This window comes from Prevotella sp. P5-108, assembly GCF_002251385.1.
Lineage (GTDB): Bacteria > Bacteroidota > Bacteroidia > Bacteroidales > Bacteroidaceae > Prevotella.
The window spans coordinates 1-20,677 of sequence record NZ_NPJJ01000011.1 but is presented as its reverse complement, the minus strand read 5'-3'; the positions used below and the strand labels follow the sequence as shown (position 1 = coordinate 20,677).

General features: G+C 52.6%; 17 protein-coding genes and 1 pseudogene. 5 read left to right on the top strand and 13 right to left on the bottom strand.

The genetic code is table 11. The features are described from left to right. Positions 1 to 752 precede the first annotated feature (752 nt). Positions 753 to 1,067 (bottom strand): hypothetical protein, encoded by a 315-nt coding sequence (locus CIK95_RS01975; protein ID WP_094466132.1) that lies wholly within the window; start codon positions 1,065 to 1,067, stop codon positions 753 to 755. Between the two features lie 63 nt (positions 1,068 to 1,130). Between CIK95_RS01975 and CIK95_RS01970 the strand changes: the two genes are divergently transcribed. The 5 genes and pseudogenes from CIK95_RS01970 (at position 1,131) to CIK95_RS13055 (ending at position 6,061) form a co-directional block, all read left to right on the top strand. Continuing rightward, a complete protein-coding gene (locus CIK95_RS01970; RefSeq protein WP_094466131.1) occupies positions 1,131 to 1,895 on the top strand; it encodes a hypothetical protein in 765 nt (254 codons plus the stop codon). Positions 1,896 to 1,916: 21 nt separating this feature from the next. Then, positions 1,917 to 2,630 (top strand): annotated as a pseudogene (locus CIK95_RS13605) (leucine-rich repeat domain-containing protein); the annotation flags it as partial. A 201-nt stretch (positions 2,631 to 2,831) separates the two neighbouring features. After that, positions 2,832 to 5,045, top strand: a complete 2,214-nt coding sequence (locus tag CIK95_RS01965) for a leucine-rich repeat domain-containing protein (RefSeq protein ID WP_254046390.1) — start codon at positions 2,832 to 2,834, stop codon at positions 5,043 to 5,045. A 13-nt stretch (positions 5,046 to 5,058) separates the two neighbouring features. Further along, positions 5,059 to 5,895 (top strand): dockerin type I domain-containing protein, encoded by an 837-nt coding sequence (locus tag CIK95_RS01960; protein ID WP_144007687.1) that lies wholly within the window; start codon positions 5,059 to 5,061, stop codon positions 5,893 to 5,895. A gap of 4 nt (positions 5,896 to 5,899) precedes the next feature. Further along, entirely contained in the window at positions 5,900 to 6,061 is a 162-nt protein-coding gene (locus CIK95_RS13055) for a hypothetical protein (RefSeq protein ID WP_158215059.1), read from the top strand. A gap of 1,123 nt (positions 6,062 to 7,184) precedes the next feature. Here CIK95_RS13055 and CIK95_RS01955 read toward each other — a convergent pair. The 12 genes from CIK95_RS01955 to CIK95_RS01890 form a co-directional block, all read right to left on the bottom strand. Then, entirely contained in the window at positions 7,185 to 8,114 is a 930-nt protein-coding gene (locus tag CIK95_RS01955; protein ID WP_094386052.1) for an Abi family protein, read from the bottom strand. A gap of 1,852 nt (positions 8,115 to 9,966) precedes the next feature. Beyond that, a complete protein-coding gene (locus tag CIK95_RS01945; RefSeq protein WP_094466134.1) occupies positions 9,967 to 10,848 on the bottom strand; it encodes a patatin family protein in 882 nt (293 codons plus the stop codon). An 80-nt stretch (positions 10,849 to 10,928) separates the two neighbouring features. Next, positions 10,929 to 11,732, bottom strand: a complete 804-nt coding sequence (locus CIK95_RS01940) for an RNA methyltransferase (protein ID WP_094386860.1) — start codon at positions 11,730 to 11,732, stop codon at positions 10,929 to 10,931. 22 nt (positions 11,733 to 11,754) lie between these two features. Next, positions 11,755 to 13,083 carry a TolC family protein gene (locus CIK95_RS01935; protein ID WP_094386861.1) on the bottom strand — a complete coding sequence of 443 codons (1,329 nt, stop codon included), beginning with the start codon at positions 13,081 to 13,083 and terminating at the stop codon, positions 11,755 to 11,757. A gap of 22 nt (positions 13,084 to 13,105) precedes the next feature. Continuing rightward, a complete protein-coding gene (locus CIK95_RS01930; RefSeq protein ID WP_094386862.1) occupies positions 13,106 to 14,224 on the bottom strand; it encodes an efflux RND transporter periplasmic adaptor subunit in 1,119 nt (372 codons plus the stop codon). A gap of 40 nt (positions 14,225 to 14,264) precedes the next feature. Next, positions 14,265 to 15,512: an ABC transporter permease gene (locus CIK95_RS01925; RefSeq protein WP_094466127.1), complete on the bottom strand. Its 1,248-nt coding sequence runs from the start codon at positions 15,510 to 15,512 to the stop codon at positions 14,265 to 14,267. 31 nt (positions 15,513 to 15,543) lie between these two features. Then, entirely contained in the window at positions 15,544 to 16,803 is a 1,260-nt protein-coding gene (locus CIK95_RS01920; protein ID WP_094388496.1) for an ABC transporter permease, read from the bottom strand. A gap of 16 nt (positions 16,804 to 16,819) precedes the next feature. After that, positions 16,820 to 17,530 (bottom strand): ABC transporter ATP-binding protein, encoded by a 711-nt coding sequence (locus CIK95_RS01915; protein WP_094466133.1) that lies wholly within the window; start codon positions 17,528 to 17,530, stop codon positions 16,820 to 16,822. A 25-nt stretch (positions 17,531 to 17,555) separates the two neighbouring features. Then, positions 17,556 to 17,918: a GntR family transcriptional regulator gene (locus CIK95_RS01910; protein ID WP_094420698.1), complete on the bottom strand. Its 363-nt coding sequence runs from the start codon at positions 17,916 to 17,918 to the stop codon at positions 17,556 to 17,558. A gap of 13 nt (positions 17,919 to 17,931) precedes the next feature. Continuing rightward, positions 17,932 to 18,747 carry a hypothetical protein gene (locus CIK95_RS01905; RefSeq protein WP_144007686.1) on the bottom strand — a complete coding sequence of 272 codons (816 nt, stop codon included), beginning with the start codon at positions 18,745 to 18,747 and terminating at the stop codon, positions 17,932 to 17,934. A 10-nt stretch (positions 18,748 to 18,757) separates the two neighbouring features. Further along, positions 18,758 to 19,600 carry a hypothetical protein gene (locus tag CIK95_RS01900; RefSeq protein ID WP_144007685.1) on the bottom strand — a complete coding sequence of 281 codons (843 nt, stop codon included), beginning with the start codon at positions 19,598 to 19,600 and terminating at the stop codon, positions 18,758 to 18,760. Positions 19,601 to 19,616: 16 nt separating this feature from the next. Next, positions 19,617 to 20,441 (bottom strand): ATP-binding cassette domain-containing protein, encoded by an 825-nt coding sequence (locus CIK95_RS01890; protein WP_022310217.1) that lies wholly within the window; start codon positions 20,439 to 20,441, stop codon positions 19,617 to 19,619. Positions 20,442 to 20,677 lie beyond the last annotated feature (236 nt).

The window sequence follows — 20,677 nt, the reverse complement described above, 5'->3', positions numbered from 1 at the left end:
CGCACCTCAACCCTGGGCTATGAAATCGCAACTCCTACAGAGTTGCCAAAGATGCGTACCTACAGCAAGTTATAATATCCTAACCCACAGCAAGATAGGACTCCCGCCCCTTGGGGAGGGCCAGGGGAGGGGCTTCTGTTATCGCCTTTTTTTTCATTATTTCAATATTTTTTACCGTTTTCCTTTTGGTTATTGTATATTTTTTATAATTTTGGAGCGTTAATTGGTGAAGCTGCATATCTTCATACCACTTTGGTGGTTGTTACGAGGGTGGCGGAGACCAATGCGATCTTTGCCCCATGCTCACGCCGAGCCTTGCATAGCAGGGAGGGGTGGTGGGAAAAGGGGCACGACATATATTAAGGCGTTTACTTGACGCTTTGTTCTTGACGAACTGGAATCTCGCAAATTCCCCACATTAAAGTCTTGAGCTTAGCCAACGGTAGATGTCCATGGGTGTGATTATGTTGCAACCCCATTACGGCTCTATACCTTATTATATATAGGTATCGGGGCTGTCTTGGCTATTGTGGCTTTTCATATCGGCGTGGGCTCTGGCGTTGTCTGTTCAACTTTAATAGGCAATGCGAGAGCCTCAGTTCGTGGGACAGACGACAAGCGGTGTTCCCACGCTTTTTTTATGCTCGCTTTCCATCTCTATCTTAACAACCTGACCGGCCCAGGGGACCTCCGGCGTAAATGTAGATATACTAACTATCAAAAATAATTATAGTATGAGAAACGTTTACAACTTAAGCATTAGGGCCTGGCTTTTGTCCTTGCTCTGCCTGTTGGTAGGAGGCAGGGCGGTGGCCAATGAGCCACAGCACCCTAAACCTACCAATGACTACATCACTGTCAATGATGTTACGTTGGTGCCAGGTAGCGCCGATACCTATCAGGTGGAGATAAGCCTGGTGGGTTCCCAGATTTACACTGCTTATCAGATGGATATACTCTTTCCACCTGGAGTGGATGTAGTGGTTGATGAATATGGGCCTTATGTTGTTCTTTGGGATGGTGATAGATGTATTTACCCTAAAGGAAGAGACGGGAAACTTGTCCATAGTCTGTCGTCTTCTTATGGAGTGGTAAGTAATAAACGGCTTCGTATATCTTGTAGAGATGACATGAATAGAGTGCTCACAGCCACCAGTGGCAAACTACTCTACTTCAAGGTAAAGGTATCTCCCTATCTCAAGCCGGGAGACGTAGTCCTAAAGGTTACCAACCTTGATTTTATTACCATTACCAAGGAGAATTCTCAGAAGTATCACTGCAAGGACCAGACGCTTACGCTCCATGCCACGGCTGAGAGCACGGCGACGCTTTCGGTGAGTGGCTCCAGTCATTATGGCACCTGCGTGTTGCCCTTCGCTGTGTCCCCATTGCCCCACGGCGTCAAGGCCTATTCTGCCAAGGGGCTCGACGACACGGGTCAGCTGGTGGTGCTCAGCGAGGTGACGCAGCTGGCAGCCTATACACCTTATATATTATATAGTGCCTCTGGTTATACCGGCTCGCTGTCGGGCACGGTCGATGCTAACAAGTATGGCGAGGTGGTCAGCGACGGATTGCTTCGCGGCGCCATCGCTCCGCAGAAGCGCAAGGACGGCTATGTGCTGCAAGACCTCGGCGAGGGTGCCAAGTTCTATGCCATGGATGGCGTGGAGTTTCTCATCCCCGAGGGCAAGTGCTGGCTCGAGATGCCCGCCGCGCAAGCCTCTGCCCCGCAGTATGGCATACAGATAGGCACCACCACGGGCATCACCGCCCCCACCGCATCTGCCTCCGCCCACGGCAAGATATACACCCTCGACGGCAAGGAGGTGAAGACCATGCAGCCCGGCGGCATCTATGTGGTGAACGGAAAGAAAGTATTGAAAATAAAATAACTAACTAAAATCAAATAAAACATGACACACAAAACTTTTATCAACATCTGCCTAACGCTCATCGCCCTATGCTGGACAATGGCGATACAGGCGAAAACAGCAACTGTAGATGGTATTAATTATTACCTTAATGCAGATGCAAAGACTGCTGAAGTTACCAAATCAACTGCTACTGGCGACATCGTGATTCCAGAAAAGATTACTGTCGATGGCGTAGAATACACGGTGACAAGGATTGACAATCAAGCATTTATGGATTGCAAAGCCCTTGCTTCTGTGACCATGCCATCGGTGACAAGTATCGGTGCCCAAGCATTTATGTTTTGCCATGCCCTTGCTTCTGTGACCATGCCGTTGGTGACAAGTATCGGTGGCCAAGCATTCTGGAGTTGCTCAAACCTTACTTCTGTGACCATGCCATCGGTGACAAGTATAAACGACTTTGCATTCTCCAGTTGCTCAAGCCTTGTTTCTGTGTCCATGCCATTGGTGACAAGTATAGGTGGTAGTGCATTCGGCGGCTGTTCAAATCTTGCTTCTGTGACCATGCCGTTGGTGACAAGTATCGGTGGCCAAGCATTCAACAGTTGCTCAAGCCTTACTTCTGTGGACATGCCTTTGGTGACAAGTATAGATAACCAAGCATTCTCCGGTTGTTCAAGCCTAACTTCTGTGACCATGCCGTTGGTGACAAGTATAGGTAACGAGGCATTCCAAGATAGTCCAATTACCCACCTCTCTCTACCTGCGACTCTAACAAGTATTGGCAAAGACTGTTTTGGTCAAACGAGAGAAATCACGCTTGCAGCGACGACTCTATTCACATTCGAAATAGGTTCTCTTTGGAAGTATGCTGTCATCCGTGTGCCTGAGAGTGCGGTGGATGACTATCGGACTGCAGCGGGATGGAGTAACTATAAGGACCAGATATTCTCTATGAGTGACATCACGGATTATGATGTTACTGTGACTGCGCAGGAGAAGGAGTCAGGGCTGCATAATATGATTACCGAAGCCAATCTCAGCAAGGTGGTATCGCTGAAGGTGACGGGTACCATCAACGGCTATGACATCATGGCGATACGCAACAAAATGCCTTATCTGCACCACCTCGACCTGACAGATGCCACTATCGTGGCCAATGATTTTGAATACTATACAGGCTGTCATACCGAGGATAATGTCATTGGAGATTATATGTTTTATAATTTAGATAAACTTATATCCGTAAAGTTGCCTAAAAATGCTACCAGTATTAGAAGTTGTGCTTTATCTGACTGTTACAGCCTTGTCGAAGTTATCCTGCCTGTTAAGTTAGAGGAGATTGGCAGTTCTGCCTTCAATTTTTGCTCGAACCTTAAAAACATAGATTTCCCACCTACGCTTAAGACGATTGGTTCACATGCATTCCAGCGTTGTGACCGTCTGGAAAAAATCTCTTTGCCTGGCGTGGAAGCTATTGATTTTGGGGCCTTCAAAAATTGCAACAATCTCACAGAAGTAAGAATCCCCAGCACGCTAAAGTCTATAGGCGATGATGCCTTTTACTGCGGAAACCTGAAAAACGTATATACCTATACCGTGGAGCCGATTAATATTGGGCAAAACACATTCGACAAAACAACCTATGAGACAGGTTCCCTGTATATCCCCAAGCAGAGCAAAAACAATTACTATTGGAATACCCAGTGGAGCCAGTTCGCCAAATTGGAGGAGTTTGACGAACCCTACAAATATTTCTACCTGAACAAGGAATACACCTTGGACGACCGATTTACGGGCGAGCCCGATATCGATATCAACCCTGGTGGTGGCATCATCGTGCCCGGCAAGCCTGAGCTGCCTCCACAGGATGCAGACACCATACACATCAAGGGCGACGGCAAAAACTGGGCATCCATCATCGCCAATGCCAACCTCAATGCCAAGGGACTCTATATAGACATCACCATCAAGGCCAACCGTTGGTATTTCTTCAGCTTCCCCTTCAAGGTAAGAAAAGCCGATATCTCGTGTGGCAAGAATGTGAAGTTCGTGTTCCGTACCTACAATGGCGCCATCCGTGCCGAGTATGGCAAGGGTGGATGGATAGACCTGGATAGCTCCGAGGAATATCTCTACCCCGGCAAGGGCTACATCTTCCAGGCGTCGCTCGACTGCACGCTGTCTATCAAGATAGAGAAGAGTGCGTTTGGCAAACTGCCCAACGTGAATGTAGACACCAAGCTCGATATTCACACGTCGACCAATGAGCAGAACGCAAGCTGGAACTTTGTGGGCAACCCCTTCACAGCGTTCTACGACATCAACGATATGGGCTACAACAGTCCTATCACCCGCTGGAACAGCGACAGCAACACCTACGAGGCTGTGCGTCCCGGCGACGACAATGCCTTCCTCAATCCCTTTGAGGCATTCTTCGTGCAGTGTCCTAAGGACAATGACGACATCAACTTTGGTGGCGACAAGCGTCTTACCCAGACTGGTAGAGACAAGAAGATGAACAGCCAGATGCAGAAGGCACGCATGGAAGGACAGTTTGACGTGCAGCGCCAGATAGTAAACCTCACCCTGAGCGACGGAACCACCACCGACAAGACCCGCGTGGTATTCAATCCCGACAAGAAGGCAGGCTATGAGCGCGACTGCGATGCCGCCAAGTTTGAGAGCAACGGCGCCTCTGAGCTCTATACCGTAGAGGCTCTGGCAGGCAGACTCGCCATCAACGAGCGCCCCGAGGGTAGCGTGAAGATAGGTTACCGCGCTGCCAAGGCTGGCGAATATACCATCGCCGCCCAGCGTATGGACCGCCAGGTACTCCTGCGCGACAACGACCTGCAGATAACCTTCGACCTCACCCAGGGCGACTATCACTTCACCTCTGATGCCGGCGAGTTCGACAACCGCTTCATGCTGCTCATCGACAACAGCACCACCGGTATCGGCGACATCGTGACCACCACTGGCGTCAACGTGAAGCCCACCGACAGCGGCCTCAATATCAGCAATCTGCAGGGCAAGACCCTCCATGTCTATGCTCTCAACGGTGCCCTCTATGCCACCCGCACCCAGGATGGATTCCTCGGCCTCACCAAGGGTGTCTATCTGGTAGAAGTAGAAGGACTGAAGGCCAAGTTTATGGTAAGATAAAAGGCATAGGACTATGACCAAGTTACAACGATTACTGATGACATGGCTGCTGCTCATCGTGGGCAGCGCCATGCTCACGGTGTCGGCGCAAGACGATTTCAACCCCGGCAATCCGCCCGAGCCCAATCTGCGCCTTAGGGTCCGCGTGAGTTCCGAGCGCGGCGATACCTCGGGCAGTGGCACCTATCTCAGTGGCACTAAGGTGAAGATAAGCACCTCGTCACAGAGCCCGGACTTCACCTTCGCCTACTGGACGCTCAATGGCGAGAAGTATAGCGAGCAGCCGACATTTGAGTATGTCGTGGCCGACCGCAACGTAAACTTTGTAGCCATCTACGACTTTACGCCCCTCAACCCCTCTGAGCCACAGATGCCCGACACCTACCGTGTGTATGTCTCTACCAATGAGCCGGGCAGCTGTTCGTTCAACCGCGACAACGGAGCCAAAGCCAAGGCTGGTACAAGGGTGGAACTTAGGGCTACCCCCAGTCAGGGATATAAGTTCAAGGGATGGTTCGTCGACGGCGTGAAGCAGAGTGACCAGCTTACTTTCAACTTCGAGATGCCAGCCAGCAACGTGAACTACGAAGCCCGGTTTGTCTATAACCCCGACAGCCCCGACGAGCCCCAGGGCGACGGCAGTCAGACGGGTAATATCACCAATAGTCAGGTGGGCGACGTCGATGGTGATGGCACGATAGATACCGCCGATGCCGTGATGATTATCGAACATTATATCAAGGGTACCACCGACAAGCTCAACAAGGCGACAGCCGACGTCGATGGTGACGGAAAGATAGATACGGCCGATGCGGTCAAAGTGATTAACAAATATGTAAACAAAGAATAAGACAATGAGACATAATTATGTAAGACCCCAGTCAGAGCGCATACGTGTGGATGCTATGCACACCCTGCTCGCTGGTAGCGGTGGCTTGGAGAAAAGCGACAAGCCTGGCGATCCCACCAGACCCATCCTCGCCCCGCGCAACGATTGGTATGACGAAGATGAATGACGATAGCTGAGTAGTCAGCTTGACTTTTATCCGTGGCCCAGACTTCTCCCGCCTCTCCAAATGGTATAGGGAAAGTTTGGGCCTTTTTTAGGTGGAGACCAAACTGAGGAAGCCCCTCCCCAACCCTCCCCAAAGGGCGGGAGCTTATACTTGCTGTGTTTAAGGCGGTTTGGAGGTTCTCTTTCCCCTTGGGTAAGGCTGGAATCGTGCTCGTGGCTGGTGAGGTGTCCATGATGAGGGATAGGGGTTGGCTGGTACATGGTAGAGATGTCCGCAAGCAGCAGCAACTCTGACGGAGTTGCGTTTAGCCGTAGGCGTTATTCTCAGTTGGAATTTATCACAATAAATAAGCAGAAAAACTCGCTGCGGTAACGCCTTCGGCTAATCGCAACTCTTTCAGAGTAGCATTGATTTGTAGTGAATTGCACCCAGGGTAGAGGCGCTTCGCCCCTCAACCCTGGGCTATGAAATCGCAACTCCGTCAGAGTTGCCAAGGGTGCGTACCATCCACGATGGGCTAACCCATCATTGGATGCGCACCACACACCATTCCACCATTGGGTGCATATCATCCATCATGGTTAGTCCATTTCCGCCCAAATATATTTGACCATACATATCGGAAAATGGTACGCATCCCCGGCAACTCTGACGGAGTTGCGTTTCCCCAGCCCAGGGTTGCGGGCGAAGCACTACCCTGGGTAGCTACCCCCAACTAACTAGGCAACTCTGTAGGAGTTGCGTTTAGCCGTAGGCGTTACTTGTCTCGTGCGGTTCCATATCCACTTGATATACTCACATAAGAAGCTACAAAAAGTCCGCCGTTGGCGGTAAAAAAAGTCCGGCTTGCGCCAGTAGAAAAAGTGATTACCTTATTTCTTGTCGATATATAACACCTCTTCTTCCTTGCTCTCTTCGGTGAACCACTACAAGCAACTGTTTTTTTTACCGCCAATGGCGGACTTTTTGAACGGCCAACGGCCGCTTTTTTTACCATGGCTTTTTGTGTTTATATCATCAGCTTATTAAATCCAAATCAGCCTAATGACCGTTTTGTGTTTATACATCCCGCTTTCTACCCATTCAAGGAAAAGCCTTTTGTGCAAATCATCACAAACGGCTTTTACCTCCATATTGGATCGTCCTTCCAATTTCCGATAAAACCAAGCCTTTGATAAGGAATGTTCTGATTGGCACTTATCAGATCAAGAATCTTATTTTTTATTTTATTTCCGGGGCAGACAGCATTGCAGAGATACAGCATTGCCACGATGAAGCCGTATGGCCTGTTCTTCTGATTTTCTGTCAATGGTGAGTTTAGCCATTTGCCACGTAAGCCTCTTGGATTGGTTACTTTCTTTCCAAACGTTCTGTTCCATAGTCTGGAATGGTGTGCCACAATGTTACGCATCAGAGAAATCGCCTCAAGCCAACCTGTAAGGTCTTTTGCTGAGTAAAGTCCAAAATCGTTGGCTATTGCGGAACGCTGCGGAAGCTGCGACTTAAGGTTTTTACACATCTTGGAAAGAGTACCGAATGTTGCCACCTCTATTATCCTCCACGCATCCGGATTGTCACCGTCAAAAGACTCCTCGTCCCAGTTGGGATGACTGTCTATATATTCTTTGGCAAAAGGCTCCGTACTTCTTCCAAATTCATATTTTAAGTCGTAAACGAAATCTTCATGGTAATCACTGTTCTCAAAAAGGGAGGAGTCCAAATACCATAATCCATTACCTGCGGCTTGTGACATATGGTTAATCACCTTTGAACGCAATGCCACTTCTATTATTTCTATTGCGTCAAAAAGGATGAGGCGCAGCTGATGGTCGAAATCATACCGCCGGATAACATCACTAAAGGTGGTTCCTTCAATGAAATCTCCATCTGTATCTGCATCCAGTAAGTCTCTCCAATAATATTTCAGACGGAAATAGCTGATACGCGAGAAACACTCCTTGGCCTTACGCTCTTCATCATCTGAGAAATTCATGCCCTTGTCACGAAGCAAGCGTATCTGTTCTTCTATATTATGCGGTTTCTGATTTACCATACCTGTTTTATAAAAAAAAGTGACCCGCCTGCAGGTCTCCGGGATGCAGACGGGTTCTGTTATCTTTGATTTGGTATAAACCGAGAATCTTCTTTTTCGGGTGTAAAGTTAGCAATAAAGTCTCAAACAACCAAACTTTTTTCAAGGAAAATATGAAGTTAAAGGAATGAAGGTAGCCAACCGATAAGCCCATCCCCATTCCTGCTCAAGGGGCGGGAGTTCCTTCACCGCTGAGTTTTAGGGCATCACAAAGAAGCTACAAAAAGATTTGCGCCTTTTCAGGGCTTCGCCCTTTGCGTCTGTGCGTGTCGTGTAATATCTCGAGAGCGAGCTCTCGGATATTCCGCGCCACCCCCATCCGCGTCTGCCTGATGGCAGGCTGAAAAGTCACAAATGACAAAAAGTCCGCCGTTGGCGGTAAAAAAAGTCCGGCTAACGCCGGTACAAAAAATGATTACCATATTTTCTATCGGCAGGTGTCAAAAAGATGGAATGTTGACTTCACGGCTGATGGCGTTCCGCAGTCTGCATAGTCTTGTTGGAAAGCTATCGAACCACGACCTTTTCCTTTAAGCCTCATTTCTATACTGTTTACAGTGCTTTGGCTTGATGTTTGTGCCATATTTTTGAAACCTTTTTATTATATTTTTGGTTCTTGTTCGTCTGCAATGATATGGTATTTTCTTCTAAACACCAACATTATTATTGATTATCCGTTTTTGAAAGGCATTTTTGGCAAACTCGCAATAGGTCAGTCTATCAATTTCACCAATTCATGTAGGAGTTGTGTTTAGCCGTAGGCGTTACCCGTAGCAAGTTATAATACACTAACCCACAGCAAGACGCCCCTTGGGGAAGACCTGGGGAGGGGCTTATGCAATGGGAAAGAGGCCAAACAGGAATGTTTTTAGATACAATCCTTGCAGAAAATCTCAAAAAGGTGTATAAACCGATAGGGTAAAAATCTCAAAAAGGTGCGAATAATGTTATTATGAAAAGAAGGATATATTAACACCACCTTGATTGAAAGGAGTTTTGCACCGGTGACCAAATGGGCTGCGTCACTATTGTTTGAGCCCTTCCTATGTTCTCCCCAAAGGAAATGATGTTAATGTCTAATGCCTTCACCCACAGCAAGATAGAACTCCAGGTTCTTGGGGATGGCTGGGGAGGGGCTTCTGGTTGTACACCCCGCAAGCAGCAGCAACTCTGACGGAGTTGCGTTTCCCCAGCCCAGGGTTGCGGGCGAAGCACGCTACCCTGGGTAAGCGACCCCACTAATATAGCAACTCTGTAGGAGTTGCGTTTAGCCGTAGGCGTTATTCTCAGTTGGAATTTATCACAATAAATAAGCAGAAAAAACTCGCTGCAGGTAACGCCTTCGGCTAATCGCAACTCTTTCAGAGTAGCATTGATTTGTAGTGAATTGCACCCAGGGTAGAGGCGCTGCGCACCTCAACCCTGGGCTATGTAATCGCAACTCCTACAGAGTTGCCAAGGGTGCGTACCATGCACTACAAACTCCATCTCGAATTTCACCCAGGTAGTTGGGATGATGATGACGTCTCTTGTAGAGAGGTTTATGGCTTGTCCATGGAAGAGATGTCCGCAAGCAGCAACTCCTACAAAGTTGCCAAGGGCGCGTACCATCCACTACAAACTCCATCTCGAATTTCACCCAGGTAGTTGGGATGATGATGACGTCTCTTGTAGAGAGGTTTATGGCTTGTCCATGGAAGAGATGTCCGCAAGCAGCAACTCCTACAGAGTTGCCAAGGGTGCGTACCATCCACTACAAACTCCATTTCAATGCTCTCCCCAAGCAGGAATGTGTTAATGCAGAACAGCCTCATTACGATTGAACTCCCGCCCCCTGGGGAGGGTTGGGGAGGGGCCTCATCTCCTTGCAGAACTTATCGCCTAAGGCGTAGCCTTCTTCGTATAGGGCTTCCAACTTGTTGGTGTCTTTCTCTATGCGGTCTACCTCCAAGGGGCGCTCGGGACGGATGCAGACCACCTGGCCTGCGTCTTCGAGCTGCTCCACGTATGCCAACTGCTCATTATACACCTCTATGCGGCGGCTTAGGGCTACGCGCAGACGAGGGTAGTTCTTGTAGATTAAATGGGGAATCTTGTGGTCACGACCCTTCTTGCGGTAGCCACGGTTGCGGGTGAGTATCAGTACGTTGTTCTCATACCCGCGTTCCTGGGCGCGGCGCAGGGGGATGCTGTCGACGATGCCGCCATCGAGCATGGGGATGCCGTCGACGGTGACCATCTTGCTCACATAGGGCAGGCTGCTCGACGCCATCACGATGTCGAGCGCACGTTGGCGGTCGTGGTCTTCGGTGAGGTACATGGCGCGCCCAGTCAGACAGTTGGTGGTGACCATCTCAAAGTTGGCCGAGTGCTGGAAGTATGTATCAAAGTCGAAGGGTATCAGCTCGTTGGGGAAGGCATCATAGAGTAGCTTGCGGTCGAAGATGCAACCCTGCGTAAGCAGATGACGCAGCCCTACATAGTGGTAACGGGCAAGAAAGTCGATATTGGATATGCGCGCACGACGCAGTTGGCGGCTGAAGTAAGACATGCCGTTGCAGGCACCAGCCGAGACCGCCACCGCATAAGGGAAATAGAGTTGATGCACCATGAAGGCGTCGAGCACACCACTGGTAAACACGCCGCGCATGCCGCCTCCTTCCAATACCAGTCCTGTCTTGTCGTTTATTGTCATAATCATCTAACGTTTATCTGTTTGCAAAGTTACACATTTACCCCGTAAATGTGCAACAAATGCCCAGAAAACTATCGCCGTTACCGTTTTCTTAACTCCCAGAACGCCACAGCCGAGGCGGCAGCCACGTTGAGCGAGTCCACCTGATGCGACATTGGGATGCGCACCACGTAGTCGGCATCTTCGATGGTGGTGTGGGGGAGTCCGTCGCCCTCGGTGCCCAGTACGATGGCCAGCCGCTCCACCTCGGGCAACCTCGGGTCGTCAATGCTTATCGAGCGGTCGGTGAGTGCCATCGCTGCAGTCTTGAACCCGTAGTCGTTGAGCTGTTGCACGCTACCCTCAATCCATGTCCAGGGGATGAGAAACACCGAACCCATCGACACGCGCACCGAGCGGCGGTTGAGCGGGTCACACGAGTCGGTGGTGAGCGCGATGGCGTCGATGCCCAATGCCGCTGCCGACCTGAAGATGGCGCCGATATTGGTGGTGTCAACCACGCCGTGGATGACCGCGATGCGATGTGCCGTGCGGCAGATGTCGGCTATCGTGGGCAGAGCCGGACGCTCCATGGCGCACAGCACTCCCCGCGTGAGCGTATAGCCCGTGAGCGATGCGAGCAGGTCGCGGTCGCCGGTATAGACAGGCACCTCGTCGCCGATGCGGCTGATGATTGCTGCTGCATCGCCGTCGATGTGGCGCCGCTCACAGAGCAGGGCTGTGGCGCGATAGCCCGCATTGAGCGCCACATGGATTACCTTGGGGCTCTCGGCGATGAATATTTCTTTGTCGGTGTATCGCCCCGACCGCAACTGCGCCTCGGTGAGGCTGCTGAAGACTTCCACTCCGGGGTGATCGAGTGATGTGATGTTGATGATAGGCATAATGCTGATGGTGGGATAAAGATTAGAAATCGAGTGCCTTACCGCTGTAGAAATTGAGCAGACTGGTCTGGTAGAGGTATTCATAGCGGGCCTGAATCTGTTCGCTTTGCGCTCTGAGCAGATTGTTCTTGGCCTCGTTGAACTCCGTGATGCTGGCCTTGGCGTTCTCATATTTTGCCTGGGTCAGCTTGAAGGCTTCCTCGTTGCTTGCCACAGCTTCGCGGCTACTGGCATACTTGCTCTCGGCAGCACGCGCGTTGTAGTACACCTGCTGTATCTCTTTGTAGAGCGACTTGCGCACATCGTCGAGCTTCAGCCGCTCGGTGTCGCGGTTTATCTCGCTGCGGCGTATGTTGTTGCGCGTGGCAAAGCGGTTGAAGATAGGGATGCTCAGACTCAGTCCTACATACTGGCTGAAGTTGTTCTTGAGCTGCTTGGCAAATCCGTCTGCCTCGTAACCGCTCGTCTTGTAGTAGTTGCTTCCCAAGCCGCCGTTGAGGTTGAGCTGGGGATAGCGCGCAGCCTTGGCTATCTGTATGTTGTAGTCGGCGCCCTCCACGCGGGTCTGCTGTGCCCTGACCTCGGGCTTCACCGCCATAGCCTCGGCAAAGATGGCTTCGGGCGAGGCGATGTTGCCTGGCGCGGGAGTTATGCGCTCGATGTCTGGACGCACGATGGAGAAACCCTCGGGCGATGGCAGCTCCAGCAACTGCGACAGTGCGAGCAGCGCCATCTGGTAGTTGTTGGCGGCGGTGGTCACTGTGAGCTGGCTCTGTGCCATTGTGGCTTTCTGCTGAGCCAGCTGGGCCACGCTTGCCTTGCCGTTGTCCACAAAGCCCTGCATCCTTACCACCTGCATCGAGTCGATAGACACCTGGCGCTGCGCCACGGTCATGGCCTCGGCGGCATTGAGCACCTCGATGTAAGCCTTTGCTACATTCATGCTCAGGTCGTTGCGCGCCTTGTCCAGGTCGGCATCGGCAGCGTCCAGATTGAGCTGGCTCAGTTTGATGGTGTTGCGTGTGCGGAAGCCGTCGAAGAGCGATACGGTCGACCCTATCGTAAACGATGTGCTCGATGTGCTCTTGTTCTCATACGTGTTCTGCGCCGTGAGTCCGCGGCCGAACGAGAAGTTCTGGGCTGCCGAACCGTTGAGGTCGGGCAGACGGCTGTTCTTGTCGGTATTCAGCTGCAGAGCCTGCAACTCGCGCGTGTTCTGCATCTGCTTTACGCTGATGTTGTGGGCTATGGCGTAGTCCACACACTGGCGCAGCGTCCACGCCTGCTGTGCTTGCGCAGTGCCTACGCCCATGCAGGCGGCGACCACTGCCATGATTATCCTTGTCGTCATACTCGTTGTCTTTTATGGGTTATCATTCGTCGTTGCCGGCTGCGTCGGCTATAATCTGCGGGCCGCGCACCTTGTCCTTGAGCGAGAGTCCCTTCTTTACCTCGATGTTCACGCCGTCGCTCAGTCCGGTCACCACGGCATGGCGCTCATAGGTCTTGTCCTTGCCTGTGCCCTTGATGAGATAGACGAAGGTAGAGTCGCCGCTGAACTCTATGGCGCTCTCGGGTATCGACACCACGTGCTTGGCTTCGGCCAGCACTATCTCGGCATTGGCGCTGTAGCCCGAGCGTATCTTGCCGTTCTTGATACTGTGCACGGCAGCCTTTACCTCAAACTGGTTGGCGCCGTTGTTCTCTGTGGCTTTGGGCGAGATGTACTCGAGGGTAGCGTCAAACCTCAGGTCGTGCAGCGCGCCTATCGTTATCTTCATCGGCATGTTGTCTACCAGACTGCCCACCTCGGTCTCGTCTATGTTGCCTCTGAAGATGAGGTCATTCATATTGGCCACGGTGGCTATGGTCGTTCCGTCGTTGAAGGTGTTGGCCAGGATTACCGAGTTGCCCACCTTGACGGGGATGTCCAGTATCACTCCCGAGATGGTAGAGCGTATCAGCGTCGAGCTGGCTTTGGCGTTGCTGCGCGATACGCCGTCGCGCACCACCTCGAGTGCGTCCTGTGCCGCCTTGAGTTCCTCGTTGGCCTGGTGCAGCGTCTGTCTTATCTTGTCGTATTCGTCGGCGCTCACCAGTTTCTGCTTGTAGAGACTCTCTTCACGCGAGTAGTCCACCTGCGCCTGCTTCTGGTTAATCTCCGCCAGCCTTACCCTCGACTGGGCACTGCTCAGCTGGCCCATATCGGGTATCACCTTGACGCGGGCTATCACCTCGCCGGCCTGCACATACTGGCCTGCCTCCTTGTAGATTTCGCTGATGATGCCGCTTATCTGGGGCTTTACGTTTACCTCGTTGCGTGGCTCTATCTTGCCTGTTATCACTGTGGTCTTCATGATGTCGGTGGTCACAGGCGTCAGCTCGCTGTACTCGATGGGTGCGGGTTGTGATTTCTGATAGAGAAACACGAAGGTAGCGATAAACACCAGTATGATTACCGCTGCCACAATCAGTTTGGAATACTTTTTCATATTTGTTCTTTCTTTTATTGTTTACGTTGTTGTGATGCTTTTAGTTCTCGCGCATGGCGTCTACGGGCTTGATGCTCATGGCTCTCCATGCCGGAGCCAGACCCGCCAGCGCGCCGAGGGCACATACCACCATGGTAGAGAGGATGGCTGTCCAGAAGTCTATCTGGAAGTGGGCCATTACCATGCCGTCGGTGGTGCAAGCCATCTCCACGAGCTGGAGTATGCTCACGCCGAAGAGTATGCCGCTCATGCCCGCCACGGCGGTGAGCACGATGCTCTCGGCGATGATCTGCGAGAGTATCATCTTGGGCGTGGCTCCTATGGCGCGGCGTATGCCTATCTCGCCGGTACGCTCCTTGACGGTCACCATCATGATGTTGCTCACACCGATGGCACCCGAGACGAGGGTGCCTATGCCCACGAGCCAGATGAGGAAGTTCACGCCCTGGAACAGGCTCTCCAGCATGGCGTACATGATCTCGGTATTGAATATGGTGACGCCCTCGGTGTCTTCGGGCGAGATGGAGTGGGCGCGTGCCAGCGTGGTGCGTATGCGGTCGGCTATGGTGCTCATCACCACGCCCTTCTTGCCCGTTACAGCCATCAGGTCTACGGCGGTACCACGGTTGTAGACCTTGCGCAGCACCGATTCGGGCATCGTGATGGTCTCTTCGGCACTGCCGCCGAAGTTTACCGCATGTCCGGAACTGTAGTTGACGCCCACCACGCGGTAGTAGGTCGAGTCTACACGAATGGTCTTGCCGCAGGGGTCACCTCCTTCGGGAAAGAGGCTCTTGTAGATTTGCTTGCCTATGACACAGACCTTGCGCTCCTGCTTCATGTCGATGTCATTGATATAGCGGCCATAGTAGAGTGTGGGTGCAGCCACACGGGCATAGTCGGGGGTGACGCCCATGGTGGATGCGCTGAAGGTGTTGGTGCCACGGGTAGTGGTGCGGCGTCCGCCGAAAATCATGGGGCTTATCACGTCGAGCTCGGGCACCTGGTGGCGCAGTCTTACGATGTCCTTGGTGTCCATGCTCCATTCCCTGCCCTTGTTGAAGCCCCGGTATGCCTTGGTGGTGGGCTGTGCCCAGATGACCGACGCGTTGGTGGCAAATCCCGCGAAGTTGTTCTGCAGCATTTCCCTGAGCCCCTGTCCGCCACCGCTCAGCGCGATGAGCATGAAGACTCCCCAGAACACGCCAAAGCCCGTGAGCAGACTGCGGCTCTTGTTGCGCGTGATGGTGTCGAGTATCTCCTTGTATGTATCTAAGTCTAATCGCATATTGGTCTTGTAGAGTTGTGTAATCGGTTGTCTATTCGGCTCTCAGCGCCTCGATGGGCCTGATGCGCGAAGCCTTGATGGCGGGTATCAGACCGGCTATCGTTCCGGCGATGATGATGGTCAGGGTAGCCTTGATGCACACGTCGAGCCCCACGGTGGGGTCTACAAACATCGTGGCCCTGAATATGCCTGAGTCCATCACCATGTGGCCCATGGTGGCGTCCATATACTGATTGGTCAGTATGCCGCAGAGCATGCCGATGTAGCCGAAGACAGAGGTGATGATGATGCTCTCGGCGATGATGAGCATCAGTATGTCCTTGGGGCGCGCTCCGATGGCCTTGCGTATGCCAAACTCGCGGGTGCGCTCCTTGACGGTGATGAGCATGATGTTACTCACGCCCACGATGCCGCTCAGCAGCGTAAACAGGCCCACTATCCATAGTGCAGTGCGTATCATGCCTATGCCCTGGGCCATGGTCAGACTGTCGGTATAGCGGTTCCACATCCAGAGGGCCTGCTCGTCGTCGGGGGATGCCTGGTGGCGCAGATTGGTACTGGCGCGGTAGTTGGCCTCAAACTTCTCGTTGTCCTCCTTGGTCTTGAGGTTCTTGATGGAGAACTCGATGTTGCCCACATTGTCGCCTTTGGCATAGATGGCTTTCAGGGTAGTGAAGGCGGTGAAGAGTTCGTTGTTCTTGCGTGACTCGTCGTCCTTGGTGATGCCCACCACCTTGAACGCCAGACCATTGATGTTGACATTCTTGTCGATGAGCGACCGATAGTCATGACAGAGCTCCTTGGCCTGACTGCGTGAGAGCACCACCACCTTGCGGCGCTCTCTGAAGTCGGGCTCGTTGATAAACCTGCCAGCCAGCATCTCGGTCTTGTTGATGTTCACGTGGGTGGGGTAGATGCCGACGAGATTCTGGGTTGCCACATAGTTCTCGCCGTAGGCTACGGTGACACCGTACTGGCTCAGCACGCCGCCCACGTGGTCTACATGCTGGGCATAGTTGTCGCCGGTAATCGCCAGGTCTCTGTCGTTGAGGGTTATTTCCCGTCCCTCCTTCAGGCCTTTGTACGCCTTCGATGTGTAGCCGGGCATCACCACCATCGAGTTGGTGATATACTTCTCGCTCCGCTCCATCTGGGCGTTGATGAGACCGTTGCCCGCGCCCAGCAGGAATATCAGCATGAATATGCCCCATGCCACGGCAAAGCCGGTGAGCGCTGTGCGCAGCCGGTTGCGCTTGGAGGTGCTCCATATTTCCTTGATTAGTTCGCGCATGATGCTTGTTGTCAGGTTATTTCACATAGTCCTTGGCCACCAGATGGTGGTCGCAGTTGTCTTCGATGCTGCCTATCACGCCGTCCTTGATGTGTATCACCTTGTCGGTCTCGTTGGCTACGCCGCTCTCATGGGTTACGACCACGATGGTCATGCCGTCGCGCTCGTGGAGCTCCTTGAGCAGGTCCATTACCTCCACGCTGGTCTTGGAGTCGAGGGCGCCGGTAGGTTCGTCGGCGAGTATAATCTGCGGTTTGGTGATGAGCGCACGGGCTATGGCCACACGCTGGCGCTGACCGCCCGACAGCTCGTTGGGGTAGTGGTTGGCCCACTGGCTCAGCCCCAACCGCTCCAGATACTCCATCGCTAATTGGTGGCGCTTGCGTCTTCCCACGCCCTGATAGAACAGTGGGAGCTCCACGTTTTCCACCGCGGTCTTGAAGGGGATGAGGTTGAACGACTGGAAGATAAATCCTATCATGCGGTTGCGGTATTCGGCAGCACGCGTCTCGCTGAGGTTCTTGATGAGCACTCCGCCGAGCCAGTATTCGCCCGAGTCATAGTTGTCGAGGATGCCTAATATATTTAATAAGGTGGACTTGCCCGAGCCCGAGGCTCCCATGATGGAGACAAATTCGCCCCGCTCGATATTGAGGTCGATGCCCTTGAGCACGTGCAGCGGCTGGGCTCCCTGGTAGGTCTTGTTTACATCTTTGAGTTGTATCATCATAATGTCTTAGAGGGTTGAGGGGTTAGCGATTGAGCAGACTGGCCAGCTCGTCGTTTACTTCGTCGAGAGAGATGCCCAGCAGCGACATCTGTCGCGCCATTTCGGGCAGCCGCTCTTTCATGAACTCGCGCTTGCGGGTCTTCTGTATCTGGTCCTTGGCGCCGGGAGAGACAAAGTAGCCCAGCCCACGCTTGTTGTAGATTACGCCTTCTGCCGCAAGCAGCTCATATGCCTTGACGGCGGTATTGGTGTTGACCTCGAGCAGCACGGCATACTCGCGCACACTGGGTATGCGCTCGTCCTCGTGATATTGGTCGGCCAGTATCTCGTCGCTCAGACGCTCGGCTATCTGTATGTATATGGCTTTGTCGTTGTTGAATGTCATAATCGTTGTGTCTTTAGAGATTGGTCATTCGGTTGCAGTCTACCTGCAGCCGGCAGAATATGCGGTAGGCCATGATGTGGTTGAAGATGGCCAGTGCCACAAACAGGGTGGGGAACACCGTGTTGATGCAGCGTAGGCTGATATAGTAGGAGAGGTCTGCCGTACCCATCATATAGGCCACGATGCCCAGGAGGACAACGAAGAAGATGCACATGATGGGCTGGGCGTGCTTGCGGAATATGGCTCCACCCAACAGACAGCACGAATGAGCCCAGACGAAGCCAAGCCAGAACACCCAGCCCTCGCTCTTGAGCGTATAGTGGTCGGTGTTGATGGTTATCGCCGGCTGGAAATCGCTGCTTGCAGCCATCACTATAAACGACTGCCTGAAGCCGGGATAGACTATCAGGTTGATGAGATACTGGGCGATGTCGGCCACCACGATGGCCATCGCTGCAGTGAGCATTATGCCGAGGGTGACATAGCCCATGCGTGCCATGTACTTCTCGGCGTTGGACGCTGGCAGCATGAGAAATGCTATGCGTGTGGCTCTGGTTCTGAACGAACGGAAGATGAATGTGGCGCCGACCAGCACGACCATCAGGAATACCGAGCAGATGCCGAAGCTGCCGGCGTAGGTGAGCATCTCTTCCGCCGTGGCGTCGTCGGGCAGATGGTGCATGCGCAGGTCTATCAGCTTGCTCATCTGCATGAAGGGTATGGTCATGGCGATGACCGTCACGGTGAATATCTTGATGAGCTCGTTTCGGTTTTGGGCGATGTCGTTCATTATCACCATCGCCATGCGTTTGGGAGCGAATGTTGTCATATATTGTTCATTAGAGATTGGTAAACTTGTCGCAGATTATCTGCATACGCTTGAAGATGCGGTAGGACCCTACGTAGTTGGCTATGCTCAGCCCGATTAGTATTGCGGCCACGGCGGTTGTCGCGCCGACCGTCGGTTTAGGGGAGAGAACTCTCGGAAGGATGCCGATCTCGGGTGCCGTATTGCTGGCGAAGATGAGCAGCATCAGACTCAATGCCACGCAGGCTGTGGGGTGGCGGCGCAAGAGGGTGCCGCCCAAGGTGCAGTAGGAGTGCAACCACAGCAGTCCGCTGTAGGTAACAGTCATCGCTGCGATGTCGTCTGGGAGGGGCAGATAATCTGCCAACTGCTGCTTGCCGCTGCCTGTGATGAAGCAGCATATCATCTCCCATAGGCACGAATGGTGGATGCCGGGATGGAAGATAAAGCTGAGGGCAAACTGTATGACATCGCCCACCACCAGGGCGGCGGCAAATGTGAGCACGCTGCCGAGAGTGATGTGGATAAAGCGTGTGGCATATTTCTCTGCATGACTGGCGGGCAGCATCAGGTAGTGCTCGCGCATGGGTTTGGTCTCCATGTTGCTGAAGATGAGGGTGCCCATGGCGCAGAGGAATAGCGGAAGAATTCTTAACGCGCCGGCGATGACAAACATGACCACATTGTCGGGTAGTCTGCTTGCCCATTTTGCGTATTTGTCTTGGTACGGTACGATGCTTAGTATGAAGGTGAAATATAAGCTCAAGAAGGCAGAGAGTATCATGCCGATGCGGAGTGTCTGGCGCCGGCTGTTGGTCCAGTTCCAGCGGAGCAGCATACATAGCCTGTCGAGGCTGAAGTTATGGGTAGTCATAATGGTGGGGGAGGGCTCAGATGAATAGTTTGTGATTGATGGCACCATCGAACAGTAGTTCGAGGTCTACGGGGGTCTCTGCCATGCCCTCCTCGCGGTGGGCTATCACGGCGCAGCCCTGGAGGTTGGGTTCGGCATAGACCACGTCGCTGTCGTCGGCGTTGGTGGGGCGCTGCTCAAAGCGGTAGTGCTGGCAGATGTCGCTTATCGAGGCGTCGAGCAGCACTTCGCTATGGTCGAGTATGACCACGTGGTCGAGCAGCGACTCTACATCGTGAACCTGATGGGTAGAGATGATGAGGGTGCGGTCGGGAGTCATGTGGCGGGCTATCACACGGCGGAAGAGACTCTTGGACGGGATGTCCAGACCATTGGTAGGCTCGTCCATCAGCAGCAGGCGAGTGCCGGTGGCAAGGGCAAAACTCATATATACCTTCTTCTTCTGTCCCATGGACAACTGGCCGAGATTGGGGTCGCCATTGAGCTCAAATTCAGCAAGACACTGGTCCAGTACTTCTTGTGAGAAGTTGGGATAAAACCCTCTATTGACCTTGACATAATGGCTCAGCCGGATGTGGGGGAGGTCGTACTCTTCGGGCACGATAAACATGTTGCTCAGCATTTCGGGATGGTGGAGACAGGAGTTGCTCCCGTCTACCAGCACTTCACCCTCGGAGGGGCGCAGCATGCCGCAGATGAGATAGAGCAGGGTAGACTTGCCCGTGCCGTTCTTGCCCAAGAGGCCGTAGATGTTGTTCTCTTTCAGCTGGAGACTGAAGTGCTCGAATACCTTGTGCTTGGTGCCAGGGTAAGCGAAGTTGATGTTGTTGACTTGTATCATATCCTTAATATCAGTTGTTTTATCGTTACCGAGTTTATCGTGTTTCAGTGTACCATTGTAGTAGTACACTGCAAAGGTATGTTGAAAGTTCCAAAGTACAAAGACATCACCCTATTATTTTCCGTATTTAACACAATATTAACACTTGGCACCCTCAAACCCATCTTCACCACCCCCGCGCCAACCTTCACCACCGCCGCGCCCACCTTCACCATCTCCGCACCCACCTTCACCAC

Coding starts and splice junctions, on each gene's coding strand:
- CIK95_RS01975 (WP_094466132.1), bottom strand. CDS start 1,067: ATGGACAAGTTTCCCGTCTCTTCCTTTAGGGTAAATACATCTATCACC.
- CIK95_RS01940 (WP_094386860.1), bottom strand. CDS start 11,732: ATGCCTATCATCAACATCACATCACTCGATCACCCCGGAGTGGAAGTC.
- CIK95_RS01960 (WP_144007687.1), top strand. CDS start 5,059: ATGACCAAGTTACAACGATTACTGATGACATGGCTGCTGCTCATCGTG.
- CIK95_RS01965 (WP_254046390.1), top strand. CDS start 2,832: ATGAGTGACATCACGGATTATGATGTTACTGTGACTGCGCAGGAGAAG.
- CIK95_RS01930 (WP_094386862.1), bottom strand. CDS start 14,224: ATGAAAAAGTATTCCAAACTGATTGTGGCAGCGGTAATCATACTGGTG.
- CIK95_RS01915 (WP_094466133.1), bottom strand. CDS start 17,530: ATGATACAACTCAAAGATGTAAACAAGACCTACCAGGGAGCCCAGCCG.
- CIK95_RS01920 (WP_094388496.1), bottom strand. CDS start 16,803: ATGCGCGAACTAATCAAGGAAATATGGAGCACCTCCAAGCGCAACCGG.
- CIK95_RS01970 (WP_094466131.1), top strand. CDS start 1,131: ATGAATAGAGTGCTCACAGCCACCAGTGGCAAACTACTCTACTTCAAG.
- CIK95_RS01900 (WP_144007685.1), bottom strand. CDS start 19,600: ATGACTACCCATAACTTCAGCCTCGACAGGCTATGTATGCTGCTCCGC.
- CIK95_RS01925 (WP_094466127.1), bottom strand. CDS start 15,512: ATGCGATTAGACTTAGATACATACAAGGAGATACTCGACACCATCACG.
- CIK95_RS01905 (WP_144007686.1), bottom strand. CDS start 18,747: ATGACAACATTCGCTCCCAAACGCATGGCGATGGTGATAATGAACGAC.
- CIK95_RS01955 (WP_094386052.1), bottom strand. CDS start 8,114: ATGGTAAATCAGAAACCGCATAATATAGAAGAACAGATACGCTTGCTT.
- CIK95_RS01890 (WP_022310217.1), bottom strand. CDS start 20,441: ATGATACAAGTCAACAACATCAACTTCGCTTACCCTGGCACCAAGCAC.
- CIK95_RS01935 (WP_094386861.1), bottom strand. CDS start 13,083: ATGACGACAAGGATAATCATGGCAGTGGTCGCCGCCTGCATGGGCGTA.
- CIK95_RS01945 (WP_094466134.1), bottom strand. CDS start 10,848: ATGACAATAAACGACAAGACAGGACTGGTATTGGAAGGAGGCGGCATG.
- CIK95_RS13055 (WP_158215059.1), top strand. CDS start 5,900: ATGAGACATAATTATGTAAGACCCCAGTCAGAGCGCATACGTGTGGAT.
- CIK95_RS01910 (WP_094420698.1), bottom strand. CDS start 17,918: ATGACATTCAACAACGACAAAGCCATATACATACAGATAGCCGAGCGT.